This is a genomic window from Streptomyces sp. NPDC058664, assembly GCF_042716635.1.
Lineage (GTDB): Bacteria > Actinomycetota > Actinomycetes > Streptomycetales > Streptomycetaceae > Streptomyces.
This window is the reverse complement of the sequence record NZ_JBHXRW010000008.1, coordinates 38584-52512: the sequence shown is the minus strand read 5'-3', so window position 1 is coordinate 52512 and position 13929 is coordinate 38584. Positions and strand designations below refer to the sequence as shown.

At 73.4% G+C, this 13929-nt stretch carries 12 protein-coding genes; 3 read left to right on the top strand and 9 right to left on the bottom strand.

Annotated elements, in window-relative coordinates; translation table 11 throughout:
* Positions 1 to 3 precede the first annotated feature (3 nt).
* The 3 genes from ACFWUY_RS09120 to ACFWUY_RS09110 all read right to left on the bottom strand — a co-directional run bounded on the left by ACFWUY_RS09120 (position 4) and on the right by ACFWUY_RS09110 (position 3277).
* A complete protein-coding gene (locus ACFWUY_RS09120; protein ID WP_384104136.1) occupies positions 4 to 1551 on the bottom strand; it encodes an MFS transporter in 1548 nt (515 codons plus the stop codon).
* A 92-nt stretch (positions 1552 to 1643) separates the two neighbouring features.
* Positions 1644 to 2057: a RidA family protein gene (locus tag ACFWUY_RS09115; protein ID WP_384104133.1), complete on the bottom strand. Its 414-nt coding sequence runs from the start codon at positions 2055 to 2057 to the stop codon at positions 1644 to 1646.
* A complete protein-coding gene (locus ACFWUY_RS09110) occupies positions 2054 to 3277 on the bottom strand; it encodes an acyl-CoA dehydrogenase family protein (protein WP_384104130.1) in 1224 nt (407 codons plus the stop codon). Before ACFWUY_RS09110 ends, ACFWUY_RS09115 begins: the two co-directional genes overlap by 4 nt.
* 210 nt (positions 3278 to 3487) lie before the next feature.
* Between ACFWUY_RS09110 and ACFWUY_RS09105 the strand changes: the two genes are divergently transcribed.
* Both ACFWUY_RS09105 and ACFWUY_RS09100 read left to right on the top strand, forming a co-directional pair.
* On the top strand, positions 3488 to 5128 hold the full coding sequence (locus ACFWUY_RS09105; protein WP_384104128.1) for an AMP-binding protein: 1641 nt from the start codon (positions 3488 to 3490) through the stop codon (positions 5126 to 5128).
* Between the two features lie 4 nt (positions 5129 to 5132).
* On the top strand, positions 5133 to 6002 hold the full coding sequence (locus ACFWUY_RS09100; protein ID WP_384104125.1) for a PaaX family transcriptional regulator C-terminal domain-containing protein: 870 nt from the start codon (positions 5133 to 5135) through the stop codon (positions 6000 to 6002).
* A gap of 52 nt (positions 6003 to 6054) precedes the next feature.
* Here the strand turns inward: ACFWUY_RS09100 and ACFWUY_RS09095 are convergent, their stop codons facing one another.
* From ACFWUY_RS09095 to ACFWUY_RS09080, 4 genes are all read right to left on the bottom strand, one after another.
* Positions 6055 to 6591 carry a Dps family protein gene (locus ACFWUY_RS09095; protein ID WP_384104471.1) on the bottom strand — a complete coding sequence of 179 codons (537 nt, stop codon included), beginning with the start codon at positions 6589 to 6591 and terminating at the stop codon, positions 6055 to 6057.
* Between the two features lie 149 nt (positions 6592 to 6740).
* Entirely contained in the window at positions 6741 to 7199 is a 459-nt protein-coding gene (locus ACFWUY_RS09090; RefSeq protein ID WP_384104122.1) for a hypothetical protein, read from the bottom strand.
* Positions 7200 to 7377: 178 nt separating this feature from the next.
* On the bottom strand, positions 7378 to 9654 hold the full coding sequence (locus tag ACFWUY_RS09085; RefSeq protein ID WP_384104469.1) for a bifunctional salicylyl-CoA 5-hydroxylase/oxidoreductase: 2277 nt from the start codon (positions 9652 to 9654) through the stop codon (positions 7378 to 7380).
* 128 nt (positions 9655 to 9782) lie between these two features.
* Positions 9783 to 10610 (bottom strand): enoyl-CoA hydratase family protein, encoded by an 828-nt coding sequence (locus tag ACFWUY_RS09080; protein ID WP_384104119.1) that lies wholly within the window; start codon positions 10608 to 10610, stop codon positions 9783 to 9785.
* A gap of 301 nt (positions 10611 to 10911) precedes the next feature.
* Here ACFWUY_RS09080 and ACFWUY_RS09075 point away from each other — a divergent pair, with 301 nt between their 5' ends.
* Positions 10912 to 11445, top strand: a complete 534-nt coding sequence (locus tag ACFWUY_RS09075; RefSeq protein WP_384104116.1) for an ATP-binding protein — start codon at positions 10912 to 10914, stop codon at positions 11443 to 11445.
* A gap of 21 nt (positions 11446 to 11466) precedes the next feature.
* On the opposite strand, the gene argF is transcribed toward ACFWUY_RS09075, so the two are convergent.
* Together argF and ACFWUY_RS09065 are read right to left on the bottom strand one after the other, a co-directional pair.
* Positions 11467 to 12486 (bottom strand): ornithine carbamoyltransferase, encoded by a 1020-nt coding sequence (gene argF / locus ACFWUY_RS09070; RefSeq protein WP_384104111.1) that lies wholly within the window; start codon positions 12484 to 12486, stop codon positions 11467 to 11469.
* A gap of 114 nt (positions 12487 to 12600) precedes the next feature.
* A complete protein-coding gene (locus tag ACFWUY_RS09065) occupies positions 12601 to 13836 on the bottom strand; it encodes an arginine deiminase (protein WP_384104108.1) in 1236 nt (411 codons plus the stop codon).
* Positions 13837 to 13929: the final 93 nt, after the last annotated feature.

The window sequence follows — 13929 nt, the reverse complement described above, 5'->3', positions numbered from 1 at the left end:
CGCTCAGACGGGCGGCACCACACCGCCCTTGAGCCGTTCGATGTCCGAGGCCCGGACCTGGATCACGAAGAGGGCGATCAGGGCGCCGACCACGGCGAAGACCGCCGCCGTGACGAAGCCCGCGGAGACCCCGGCGGTCAGGATCTCGTCCGCCCAGGGGGGCGGCAGCTGGCCGGTCCTGGCGAACTCGGCCTTCTCCAGCGGGCCCGCCTGGGAGAGGAAGGCGGGCACCTGCTTGTCCGCCTCGGTGCGGCTGGCCGTGCCGAAGACCGTGACCAGGATCGAGAGACCCAGCGAACCGCCCACCTGCTGCATCGCGTTGAGCAGGCCGGACGCGGCGCCCGAGTCCCTGGGCTCGACGTTCGACAGCGCCATGATGGTCAGCGAGACGAACATGAGCCCCATGCCGAAGCCGAAGACGAGGATGGGCCCGAGGATGCTGCCCAGATAGGTGGAGTCCACGTCGGTCAGGGTCAGCCAGGAGAGGCCCGCCGCGGCGAGGACCGAGCCCGTCACCATGAACGGTTTCGGTCCGTACCGGGGCAGCAGGGTGGACGTGAGCCCCGCGCCGACCCCGATGATCGCGCTGACGGGCAGGAACGCCATGCCGGTCTTCAAGGGACTGAAGGCCAGCACCTGCTGCACGAACAGGGTGAGGAAGAAGAACATCCCGAAGATCGCCGCCGCCAGGCAGAGCATGATGGCGTAGGTGCCGGAACGGTTCCGGTCGGCGAACATGCGCAGCGGCGTGATGGGCTGCTGGGAGCGCCGTTCGACGAGGAGGAACACGGCCAGGAGCACCACCGCCGCGACGAACGAGCCGATCGTGTACGGGTCGCGCCAGCCCTCCTGGGCGGCGCGGATGAACCCGTAGACCAGTGCCACCATGCCGAGCGTCGAGGTGAGGGCGCCGGTGAGGTCGAAGTGGCCGGGGCGCCGCTCCGACTCCTTGACGTGACGGGGGGTGAGGAAGGCGATGAGCAGGGCGATGGGGACGTTGACGAAGAAGATCCAGCGCCAGTCGAGCCACTGGACGAGCATGCCTCCGGCGACCAGGCCGATCGCGCCGCCGCCGGCCGAGACGCCCGCGAACACGCCGAAGGCCCGGTTGCGTTCCGGGCCTTCGTCGAACGTCGTGGTGATGAGGGAGAGCGAGGTCGGCGAGGCTATCGCGCCGCCCACGCCCTGGAGCGCCCGGGCGGCGAGGAGTTGCCACTCGCTCTGCGCGAGTCCGCAGAAGAGCGAGGCGAGTCCGAAGAGCAGCACGCCGAAGATGAAGACGCGCCGCCTCCCCAGGATGTCGCCGGCCCGGCCGCCGAGCAGCAGCAGGCCGCCGAAGGTGAGGGTGTAGGCGTTGACGACCCAGGCCAGGCTGGTGGTGGAGAAGTCCAGCGCGGTCTGGATGTGCGGGAGCGCGATGTTCACGATCGTGATGTCGAGGACCACCATCAGCTGGCAGGACGCGATCACGAACAGGGCGATGCCCTTGCCGTCCCCACCGCTCTTCGGAGCGGCGGTCTGTGCCGGTGTCGTCGGCTTGGGGGTACTCATATGGCGCCTCGGGTTCTCGCCTGGTGAGTGATCCGTGGGCCGGTCAGTCCACCTTTCGACACTAAGCCCGGCCCGCACGGGCGACCAGTTGATCAAGCGTGGGTGTGCTCGTCCAGGACCGCGAAGCCGTCGAGCTCCACCAGGGCCTGTTCGTCCCAGAGGCGTACGACTCCGATGACGGCCATCGCCGGGTAGTCGCGGCCCGCCAACCGGTGCCAGACACGGCCCAGTTCGTGGGCGTGGGCGCGGTACGCGGCGACGTCGGTGGTGTAGACGGTGACGCGGGCGAGGTCGGCGGGGGTGCCTCCGGCGTGCCGCAGGGCGGTGAGGAGATTGGCGAGGGCGGTGGTGAACTGCTCGGTGAGGGTGTCCCCCACGACGACGCCCTCGGTGTCGAGGGAGGTCTGTCCTGCGAGGAAGACCAGCCGGGTGCCGGTGGCGGTGACGGCGTGGGAGAAGCCGCTGGGAGGGGAGAGTTCGGCGGGGTTGTGCCGGTGCAGGCTCATGGGGACGGCTCCTCGGCGTGCGGTGTCGTGTCACCATCCTCCCCCGGGAACGGCTCCCCCGGCCGACGGTGGGCGGCGTGCGACGCCTGGGCCGCGTGCGACGCGTACAGCTCCTTGGCGATGATCGTGCGCTGGACCTCGGTGGCCCCCTCGTAGATCCGGGGCGCGCGGACCTCGCGGTAGAGGTGTTCGAGCAGGTGGCCGCGTTGCAGGGCGCGGGCGCCGTGGAGTTGGACGGCGGCGTCGACGACGTACTGGGCGGTCTCGGTGGCGAGCAGTTTGGCCATGGCGGAGCGCCGGGGGACGTCGGGGCCGTCGGGGCCGTCCTCGTCGTACGCGGTGGCCGCCGCGTAGACGAGGAGGCGGGCGGCCTCGGTACGGGTGGCCATCTCGGCGATCCGGTGCGCGACGGCCTGGAGGTCGGCGAGCCGGCCGCCGAAGGCGGGGCGGGCGGCGGTGTGGGCGAGGGCGGCGTCCAGGGCGGCCTGGGCCATGCCGACGGCGAAGGCGCCGACGCTGGGCCGGAAGAGGTTGAGGGTGTGCATGGCGACCCGGAAGCCCCGGTCGGGTTCGCCGAGCAGGTCCTCGGGGCCGACGGGGACGCCGTCGAAGGTGAGGGTGCCGAGGGCGTGCGGGGCGAGCATGTCGAGGGGCTCGCCGCCGAGCCCCGGCCGGTCGGCGGGGACGAGGAAGGCGGTGACGCCCCGGGCGCCCGCTCCCCGGGTGGTGCGGGCGAAGACGGTGGCGAAGTCGGCCTCGGGGGCGTTGGAGATCCACTGCTTCTCGCCGTGCAGCCGCCAGCCGCCGTGCCCGTCGGGGACGGCGTCGAGGACGAGGGCCGCGGCGTCGGAGCCGGCGCCCGGCTCGGAGAGCGCGAAGGCGGCGACGGCCCGTCCCGCGGTGGCCTCGGGGAGCCAGCGGGCGCGCTGCGCGGGGGTGCCGAAGGCGGCGACCGGGTGGGTGCCGAGGCCCTGGAGGGCGAGGGCGGTCTCGGCCTCGGTGCAGGTCCGGGCGAGTGATTCGCGCAGGAGGCAGAGGTCGAGGGCGCCCGCGTCGAAGAGCCGGGCGAGGAGTCCGAGTTCGCCGAGGGCGGCGACGAGGGGGCGGTTGACCCGTCCGGGTTCGCCCTTCTCGGCGAGGGGCTTCAGGCGTTCCGCCGCCAGGGTGCGGAGCTCCGCACACCAGGTGGTCTGTGCCGTGTCGAGCGAGAATGCGGGCATGTGGGCCCTTTCCGACGCCCCCGGGCGTCCTCGTCCCCGTACCGTCGGGCGTCCGTGTCCTGACCCCGTCGGGCGTCCGCGTCCGGGCGCCGTCCGGTGCCTTCCCACGGGCGCACCCCGGCACCCTTGTCGCGAACCGTTGACTGCCGTCACCAACACGATACGCTCGTGGAGCGACGGGCGACCCCACCACGACAGGGGGACGGACTCATGGAGCTGACACCCTCGGCCCACCTCGACACCTTCGCCCGCGACCGGCTGCCGCCGCCGGACCGGTGGCCGCGTCTCCTCTTCGACCTCCCCGAGCTCGCCTACCCCGACCGGCTCAACTGCGGCGCCGAACTCCTCGACCGCACGGTGGAACGGTTCGGCGCCGGCCGGCCCGCCTTCCACGACGGCGAGGGCGGCGTCTGGAGCTACGGGGAGCTCCAGGACCGGGTCGACCGCATCGCCCACGTCCTCAGCTCCGACCTGCGGGTCCTGCCCGGCAACCGGGTCCTGCTGCGCGGTCCCACCACCCCCTGGCTCGCCGCCTGCTGGCTCGCCGTGATGAAGGCGGGCGCGATCGCCGTCACCGTCCTCGCCCAGCAGCGCGCCCCCGAGCTGGCCGTCATGGCGGACGCGGCCCGCTGCACCCACGCCCTCTGCGACGTCCGCACCGTCGACGAGCTCCTCGGCGCCCGGATCCCGGGGCTCCGCGTCACCCCCTTCGGCGGGGAAGGACCGGACGACCTCCTCGCCCTCGCCGCCCGCCGCCCCGGCCCGTACCCGGCGGTGCCGACGGCCGCCGACGACGTGGCCCTGATCGCCTTCACCTCCGGCACGACCGGGCGGCCCAAGGGCTGCGTCCACTTCCACCGGGACGTCCTGGCCGTCGCCGACACCTTCTCCGCGCACGTCCTGCGCCCGCTGCCCGACGACGTCTTCGCCGGCTCGCCGCCGCTCGCCTTCACCTTCGGCCTCGGCGGGCTCGTCGTCTTCCCCCTGCGGGCCGGGGCGAGCGCGGTCCTGCTCGAACAGGCCGGGCCCAAACAGCTCCTCGCGGCGATCGAGCGGCACCGGGTGTCGGTGCTCTTCACCGCCCCGACGGCCTACCGGGTCATGCTCGACGAGCTGGTCCAGGGCACGGCCCCGGACCTGGGCTCCCTGCGCCGCTGCGTCTCCGCGGGCGAGAACCTGCCGGAAGCGACCTGGAAGACCTGGTACGCGCGCACCGGTCTGCGCCTCATCAACGGCATCGGCGCGACCGAACTCCTCCACATCTTCATCTCCGCCGCCGACGGCGACATCCGCCCCGGCACCACCGGCCGCCCGGTGCCCGGCTGGCAGGCCAGGATCGTGGACCGCGACGGCGGGGACGTTCCGGACGGCGAGGAGGGGCTGCTCGCGGTGCGCGGCCCGGTGGGCTGCCGCTATCTGGCCGATCCCCGGCAGTCCGAGTACGTCCGGGAGGGCTGGAACGTCACGGGCGACCGTTACGTCCGCGAGCCCGACGGCTGGTTCCGCTACGTCTCACGGGCCGACGACATGATCATCTCGGCCGGGTACAACATCGCGGGACCGCAGGTCGAGGAGGCGCTCCTCGGCCACCCCGACGTGGTGGAGGCGGCCGTGGTGGGCCGCCCGGACGAGCTGCGAGGACAGGTCGTCGTGGCGTACGCGGTGGTACGGGACGGGGTGCCGCGCGACGCGGTCACGGCCGCCGCGCTGCGGGCCTTCGTCCGCGCCCGCCTCGCCCCGTACAAGTCGCCCCGCGAGATCGTCTTCCTCGACGCGCTGCCGCGCACGCCCACCGGCAAGCTCCAGCGCTTCCGGCTGCGGGACGCCCCGCCCGGCCACCCCCTAAAGTGATCACGTGGCCGAGCAGCACACTCCCCGATCCCTCATCGTCTCCCTCTACGGCGCGTACGGTCGTGCGCCCGACGGGTCGCCGGTGCCGGTGGCCGCGCTCATCCGGCTCCTCGCGGTGCTCGGGGTGGACGCGCCCTCGGTGCGCTCCTCGGTGTCGCGGCTCAAGCGGCGCGGGCTGCTGCTGCCGGGCCGGACGACGGACGGCGCCGCCGGATACGCCCTCTCGGAGGACGCCCGCCGGCTCCTCGACGACGGCGACCGCCGCATCTACGCCCGTACCGAGCCGAAACTCTCCGAGGGCTGGGTCCTCGCCGTCTTCTCGGTCCCCGAGGCCGAGCGGCACAAGCGCCACCTGCTGCGCTCCCGGCTCGGCCGGCTCGGCTTCGGTACGGCGGCGCCGGGCGTCTGGATCGCGCCCGCCCGGCTGTACGAGGAGACCAGGAACGCCCTGGAGCGCCTGGAGCTCTCCTCGTACGTGGACCTCTTCCGGGGCGACCACCTGGGGTACGCGGCCACGGCCGGGGCGGTGGCCCGCTGGTGGGACCTGCCGGCGATCGCCGCGCTCCACGAGGAGTTCCTCGCGGTCCACGGGCCGGTGCTGCGGGCCTGGCGGACGGCGCCGGCGGGCCCCGAGGACGCCTACCGGGACTACCTCCTCGCCCTGGACTCCTGGCGCCGACTGCCGTACGCGGACCCGGTGCTCCCGGCGGAGCTCCTGCCGGACGACTGGCCGGGCCGGCGCTCGGCGGAGGTCTTCGCGGCCCTGCACGAGCTGCTGCGGGACCGGGGCGCGGAGTTCGTCCGCCCGTTCCTCTCCGGAGAGCCCGCTCAGGGGTCCGGAGAGCCCGCCCAGGGGCCCGGCCCGCGCCGGTGAAGGGCACGGGAACCCGGCCGGAACGGGCGGGTTCCCCGGCGCCGTGCGTGGTTCAGGGCTGGCTGCGCGCCTGCTCGGCCGCCCGGTCCGCCGCCGCCCGTTCCGTCCGGGCGTCGGCGGTGCTGAGGCGCCCGCCGCTGCTTTCCAGGTGGGCACGGACGAACCACTGGAACAGCTCAAGACCGCGCAGCTGCTCGATGAGCATGTCCTGGGTGACGGGGTCGGAGGTCTCGGTCGCCTCCATGGCGGCGCGATGGTCCTTGATCAGCTGCGTGTAGACCACGTCGAGGGCGCCCAGGTGCTCGATGGCCTCGGCCCGGCCGATGGAGTAGTCGTCCCAGCTCCGGTCGGAGACCAGCGCTCCCGGCGTGCCCCGGGGGACACCGCCGAGGGTGGAGATGCGTTCGGCGAGGTCGTCGGTCATGGACCTCACCTGGTCGACCTGCGGATCCAGCATCTCGTGCACGGCGATGAAGTGGGGGCCGACGACGTTCCAGTGGACGTGCTTGAGGGTCAGGTGCAGATCGTTCAGCGCGTGCAGCCGCTTCTGGAGCAGCTCGATGATGCCGGTGCTGTCCTGGGCGGACATGCCCGGGACGGTGTATTCGAGGGTGGGCTCGGAAGCCACTGCCGTACCTTCTTCCTTGGGCGGACAGCGTGTCTCTGCGGGCAGGAAATCACCGCCGCCGCCCGGCCGCCGTCGGAGACGGCCGTACGGACGTACGGCGTCCCCCGGACCTAGCAACCGGTGCCGGGACCGTCGGGGCGGGCCGTGTGGTCCGGGTGGCCGTCGGAGCGGCGGACCTCTTTCATCTCCGCCTCGTACAGGTGGTCCTTTCCCTCGGCCAGGTCGGCCAGGGCCTGCCGCTCCACCGACCGGAACGGCTCGTAGTAGGTGCGGTTGTACTCCTCGACGATCTGGAAGGTCCAGTGCCCGGGGATGACGTTGCGGCCCACGATCTCCTGCTGCACGCGGTGGGCCCACGTGGGGTGACCGGCCTCGCGCAGCAGTTTCACCGCCCGGTCCAGCTCCAGGTCCGCGCGTCCGGTCAGCTGGTGGAAGGCGTAGAGGTGGCCGCGGGCCCGCTCGGTCGTCTCCAGGGCCTTCGACAGGGATCCGAGCGCTTCCACCGTGGTGTCGCTGACACCGTCGGGACGCTGGTGGGCGCTGTCGGGCCCGTCGCCGTTCACGTGCATGAAGAACCGTCCTTCCGGGCGCCCGCTCTGCCGGGTGGAGCGGACCGGTGGGTCGCTGTCCCGTCCCAGCCGAGCCGAGCCGCGTCGCGGCGGCGAACGGTGTACGGCCACTCGGAGCAGGCGCCGACCCGGTGGACAGCGCGGCGAGGACCGCTCGGGGAGCCGGCGGGCCGTCGGCTCAGGGCGTGTCGCGGCGGCCGGTCGGGGGGCGGCGGCTGCCCGCGCGGTACGGGGCCGGCCAGGGCGCCGCCGGGCCCTGGTAGTCCTGTTCGGCCGCCGCGTGCAGGGTCCAGTGCGGGTCGTAGAGGTGCGGGCGGGCCAGGGCGCAGAGGTCGGCGCGGCCGGCCAGGAGCAGGGAGTTGACGTCGTCCCAGGAGGAGATCGCGCCCACGGCGATCACCGGGACGCGGACCTCGTTGCGGACGCGGTCGGCGTACGGGGTCTGGTACGAGCGGCCGTAGGCGGGGGTCTCGTCCGGGACGACCTGGCCCGTGGAGACGTCGATCGCGTCGGCGCCCCGGTCCGCGAAGGCGCGGGCGATGGCGACGGCCTCCTCGTCGGTCGTGCCGCCCTCGGCCCAGTCGGTGGCCGAGATCCGGACGGTCATGGGGCGGTCGGCGGGCCAGGCCTCCCGTACCGCGTCGAAGACTTCGAGGGGGTAGCGCAGCCGGCCGTCGAGGTCCCCGCCGTACGCGTCGGTGCGGTGGTTGGTGAGCGGCGAGAGGAAGCCGGAGAGCAGGTAGCCGTGGGCGCAGTGCAGCTCCAGGAGGTCGAAGCCGGAGCGGGCCGCGCGCCGGGCTGCGGCCGTGAACTCCTCGCGCACGGCGGTGAGACCGGCGCGGTCGAGGGCGCGCGGAGTCTGGTTGACGCCGGGCCGGTACGGGAGGGGCGAGGCGGCGACCAGCGGCCAGTTGCCCTCGGGCAGCGGCTGGTCGATGCCCTCCCACATCCGCCGGGTGGAGCCCTTGCGGCCGGAGTGGCCGAGCTGGACGCCGAGCGCGGTGCCGGGGGCCGAGGTGTGGACGAAGTCGACGGTCCGGGTCCAGACGGCGGCCTGCTCGTCGGTCCAGAGGCCGGTGCAGCCGGGGGTGATACGGCCGCCGGGGCTCACGCAGACCATCTCGGTCATGACGAGTCCGGCGCCGCCGAGGGCCCTGGCGCCCAGGTGGACGAGGTGGAAGTCGCCGGGGACGCCGTCCTCCGCGACGTACATGTCCATGGGCGAGACGACGATCCGGTTGCGCAGGGTCAGTCCGCGCAGCCGGAAGGGGGTGAACATGGGCGGGGTGCCGGGCGGGCAGCCGAAGTCGCGTTCGACGGCGGCGGTGAAGGCCGGGTCGCGGAGCCGCAGGTTGGCGTGGGTGACGCGGCGGCTGCGGGTGAGGAGGTCGAAGGCGAACCGGCGGGGCGGCCGGTCGACCCGGTACGCGAGCTCCTCGAACCAGTGGAGGCTGGCGGCGGCGGCGCGCTGGGTGGAGGCGACGACGGGTCGGCGCTCGGCCTCGTAGGCGGCGAGGGCGTCCGGGAGGTCGGCGCGGCCGTCGACGGCGTGCGCCAGGGCCAGGGCGTCCTCGACGGCCAGTTTGGTGCCGGAGCCGATGGAGAAGTGCGCGGTGTGGGCGGCGTCGCCGATGAGGACGGTGTTGCCGTACGACCAGCGCTCGTTGACGACGGTACGGAACGCGGTCCAGGCGGAGTTGTTCGACCGGAGCTCCCGGCCGCCGAGCGCCTCGGCGAAGATCTTGGCGCAGCGGGCGGTGGACTCGGCCTCGTCGAGCTCGTCGAAGCCGGCCGCCCGCCAGACCTCCTCGCGCATCTCGACGATGGCGGTGGAGGCACCGGTCTCGTAGGGGTAGGCGTGCAGCTGCATCACGCCGTACTCGGTCTCGGCGGTCTCGAAGCGGAAGGCGTCGAAGGCGAAGTCCGCGGCGAGCCAGATGTAGCGGCAGCGGTGGGTGATGATCCGGGGGCGGAAGTGCGCGGCGTGGGCCTCGCGGGTGCGACTGTGGACGCCGTCGGCGGCGACGACCAGGTCGTGGTCCGCGGCGAGGGCGGCGGCGGGCGGGGCCTCGGTGCGGAAGCGGAGCCGTACGCCCAGGTCGGTGCAGCGGGCGTGCAGGATCTCCAGGAGCCGGCGGCGGCCGAGGGCGGCGAAGCCGTGGCCGGTGGAGCGGGTGCGGTGGCCCCGGTGCACGACGTCGATGTCGTCCCAGCGGACGAGGTCGCGGCGGAGCGCCTCGTACACGACGGGGTCGGCGTCGCGGATGCCGCCGAGGGTCTCGTCGGAGAGGACGACGCCGAAGCCGAAGGTGTCGGAGGGCGCGTTCCGCTCCCAGACGGTGACCTCGCGGGCGGGGTCGAGCCGCTTGAGCAGGGCGGCGGCGTAGAGCCCGCCGGGGCCGCCCCCGACGACGGCGACCCTCGACGGCCCGGCCGCGGCAGGCGGCCCTGCCATCGTCGACGGCCCGGCCAGGACTGACGGCTCGGCCAGGACCGACGGCCCGGCCGTGCTCGACGGCCCGGCCGTGGTCGACGGCCCGGCCGTGGTCGACGGCCCGGCCGTGGTCGACGGCCCCGCCATGGCTAGCGGCCCTGCCATTTCGGGGGGCGTTTCTCGGTGAAGGCCGCGTGGAACTCGGTGTAGTCGGCGCCGTTCATCAGGAGCGCCTGGGTGGCCGCGTCCATCTCGATCGAGGCGGCGAGCGGCATGTCGAGCTCGGCGGTGAGCAGGGCCTTGGTCTGGGCGAGCGCGAGGGCGGGGCCGTCGGCGAGACGGCGGGCGAGGGCGCCGGCCCGCTCCGCCGCCCGGCCCTCCTCGGTGAGCTCGGAGAGCAGGCCGATGCGCTCGGCCTCGGCGGCGTGGACGGGTTCGCCCAGCATGAGGAGCCGGGTGGCGTGGCCGAGTCCGACCACCCGGGGCAGCAGATAGGCCGCGCCCATGTCGCCGCCGGAGAGCCCGACCCGGGTGAAGAGGAAGGCGAAACGGGTGGTGGGGTCGGCGATCCGGAAGTCGGCGGCGAGGGCGAGGACGGCCCCGGCGCCCGCGGCGACGCCGTGGAGGGCGGCGACGACCGGGAAGGGGCACTCGCGCAGGGCCCGGACGACCTGGCCGGTCATCCGGTTGAAGTCGAGGAGCTCGGCGGTGTCGAGGGAGAGGGTGGCGCCGATGATCTCGTCGACGTCGCCGCCGGAGCAGAAGCCGCGGCCCTCTCCGTCGAGGACGAGGGCGCGGACGGCCCGCTCGCGGGAGAGCTCGGCGAGGAGGTCGCGCAGGTCGGCGTAGGCGCCGAAGGTGAGGGCGTTGAGTTTCGCGGGGCGGGCGAGGGTGACGGTGGCGACGCCCCGGTCGATGTCGAGGCGCAGGTGCCGCCAGTCCGCGGTGCGGGGCGCGGAGCCGGTGAAAGGGCTCATCCGGAAGGGCCTCCTTCCTCCGTTCGGAGGGTATCACCGTACTGTGACCGTCGTCACGAGTGCGCGATAGAGGAGGGCGAGGCGGGTGGCCGGAGGCCTGGAGCCCAGGGACGAAGGTCCCTCGGAGGGGGGAGGGGTGCCCCTGGAACGAGAAATTGCAGACCGTAAGGTTGAAACCGGGACGTCTCGGGATGCCCCGTCCGCCGACCAGCCCTACCTGCTCCACCTGCCCGACCAGCTCCACCTGCTCTGCCCGCCCCGCCCGTGCCATCCGCCCCGCTCGGCGAAGGGAGCCCTCCCCATGCCCGAAGCCGCCGACCCCGCCGCGGCCGGTCCCGCCACGACCGGGCCTCCGGGAACGGCCGCCCCCTGGCGCGTCCGGCTGCCCCACACCACCGCCGCCGTACCGATCGCCCGCGCCCTGATCCGCGGCGCGCTCGACGACATCGATCCCGGGGCCGTGGGCCGCCCCGACCGCGACACGGCGGAACTGCTCACCGCGGAGCTCGTCGCCAACGCCGTCGAGCACACCGCGGGCCTCGGCCCCATCGAACTCGTCGTCGAGCTGCTCCCGGGACCCGGCGGCTGCCAGATCGAGGTCCACGACTCCCAGCCCGTCCGGCACGGCCGGCCGGTCTGCCCCGACCCGGGGACCGAGGTCGACCCCTGGCAGGAGCACGGCCGCGGTCTCCTCCTCGTCCGCGCGCTGAGCAGCGACTGCGGACACCGCCCCACCACGCACGGCAAGGCGGTCTGGTTCACGCTCCCGGCCGTACCGGCCCAGCGGGGCCCGACCCGGCGCGGCCCGGCCCGGCACCGCCGTCAGGAGTCCTGAGCCGTCGGCGTTCCTGAGTCGTCAGGAGCCCTGAGGGGCGGCACCCGCAAGCGTCGCGACCAGGACCGCCTTGATGGTGTGCATCCGGTTCTCGGCCTCGTCGAAGACGACGGAGTGGGCCGACTCGAAGACCTCGTCGGTGACCTCCAGCTCGGTCAGGCCGTGCCGGGCGTGGATGTCCCGCCCGACGGCCGTGCCCAGGTCGTGGAAGGCCGGCAGGCAGTGCAGGAACTTGACGTCCGGGTTCCCGGTGGCGCGCAGCACGTCCATGGTCACGGAGTACGGGGCGAGGGCGGCGATCCTCTCGTCCCAGACCTCCTTGGGCTCGCCCATGGAGACCCAGACGTCGGTGGCCACGAAGTCGGCTCCCCCGACCCCCTCCGCCACGTCCTCGGTGAGGGTGACGGTCGCGCCGCTGGTCTCGGCGAGCTTGCGGGCCACGGCGACGACGTCCTCGGCCGGCCAGTACGCCTCGGGGGCGACGATCCGTACGTCCATGCCGAGCAGGGCGCCGGTCACCAGGTAGGAGTTGCCCATGTTGAAGCGGGCGTCACCGAGGTAGGCGAAGGTGATCGCGTCCAGGGGCTTGTCCGTGTGCTCGGTCATGGTGAGCACGTCGGCGAGCATCTGGGTGGGGTGCCAGTCGTCGGTGAGCCCGTTGAAGACGGGGACGCCCGAGAAGGCGGCGAGCTCCTCGACGGCGGTCTGACTGTCGCCCCGGTACTCGATGCCGTCGAACATCCGGCCGAGGACGCGGGCGGTGTCCTTGACCGACTCCTTGTGGCCCATCTGGGAGCCGGAGGGGTCCAGGTAGGTGGTGGAGGCGCCCTGGTCGGCGGCGGCGACCTCGAAGGCGCAGCGCGTACGGGTCGAGGTCTTCTCGAAGATCAGGGCGATGTTCCTGCCCCGCAGCCGCTGGACCTCGGCGCCCGCCTTCTTGGCGGCCTTGAGCTCGGCCGAGAGCGCGATCAGGGCGCGGAACTCCTCGGCGGTGAAGTCCAGCTCCTTGAGGAAGTGGCGGCCGATGAGGTCTGTGGCCATGGGTCGCGCTCCTATGGGTACGGTCGGGGGACGGCGTTCCGAGACATTGGAAGTGTATACGCACCTCAACATTTCTATACAGCCCCCTCGGGCAGCACCCCGCGGGACGCCCCCTCAGGCGGCGTCCCGCACCACCGGGCAGCTCATGCAGCGCGGCCCGCCCCTCCCCCGGCCCAGCTCGCTGCCCGGGATCTCGATCACCTCGATGCCCTGCTTCCGCAGATGCGTGTTCGTGGTGGCGTTCCGCTCGTACGCGACGACCACGCCCGGCTCCACGGCCAGCACGTTGCACCCGTCGTCCCACTGCTCGCGCTCGGCCGCGTGCACGTCCTGCGTCGCCGTCAGGACCCGGATCTCCCGCAGCCCGAGCGCCTCTGCGATGGCGCTGTGCATCCGCTCCGGCGGATGGTCCGTCACCCGGAGGGGATGTCCCTCGTCCTCCCCGGGTTCGATCGTGTACGAGCGGAGCATCCCGAGGCCCGCGTACTGGGTGAACGTGTCCTCGGCGACCATCGTCATCACCGTGTCCAGGTGCATGAACGCGCGCCGCTTCGGCATGTCGAGCGCGACGATCGCGCGGGCCGAACCGGCCGCGAACATGCCCCGGGCCAGCATCTCCACCGCCTGCGGGGTCGTCCGCTCGCTCATCCCGATGAGCACGGCGCCGTTGCCGATGACCAGGACGTCCCCGCCCTCGATGGTCGACGGATAGTCGGCCTGCCCCTCCGACCAGTGGTGGAAGGCCCCCGCCTCGGGGCCGGTGAAGAGCGGATGGTGCTTGTAGATCGCCTCGAAGTGGACGGTCTCGCGCTGCCGGGCCGGCCAGCGCATCGCGTTGATCGAGACGCCGTCGTAGATCCAGGCCGAGGTGTCCCGGGTGAAGAGGTGGTTCGGCAGCGGGCCGAGCAGGAAGTCGTCCAGGTCCAGGGCGTGGAACCGGACCGAGGTCGGCTCGCGGTGCGCCGCCAGGAACTCCCGCTTCGTCATCCCGCCCACGAGCGCCTCCCGCAGCGCGACCGAGTCCAGCGAGTCGAACGCGTCCCGGAGGTGGTCGGTGGCGAGCGGCCCGTACGCCTTCTCGTCGAAGACCCGGTCGAGCACGAGCGCGCGGGCGGCCGGCACGTCGAGGGCCTCGCTCAGCAGGTCCCCGAAGAGATGCACCTCCACCCCCCGGTCACGCAGCACGTCCGCGAAGCCGTCGTGCTCCTGCCGGGCCCTGCGCACCCACAGCACGTCGTCGAAGAGGAGGGCGTCCTTGTTGGTGGGGGTGAGCCGCTTCAGCTCCAGATCGGGCCGGTGCAGGATGACGCGGCGCAGCCGCCCGGTCTCGGAATCGACGTGGAATCCCATGCGCCCATCCTGGCGGAGCCGGGCCGCCGGGGCCCGCGTTTCGGACGAGGCGGGGGTGGTCGAGGGTGCCGGGGCGGGGGTGGCCGTCGTGGT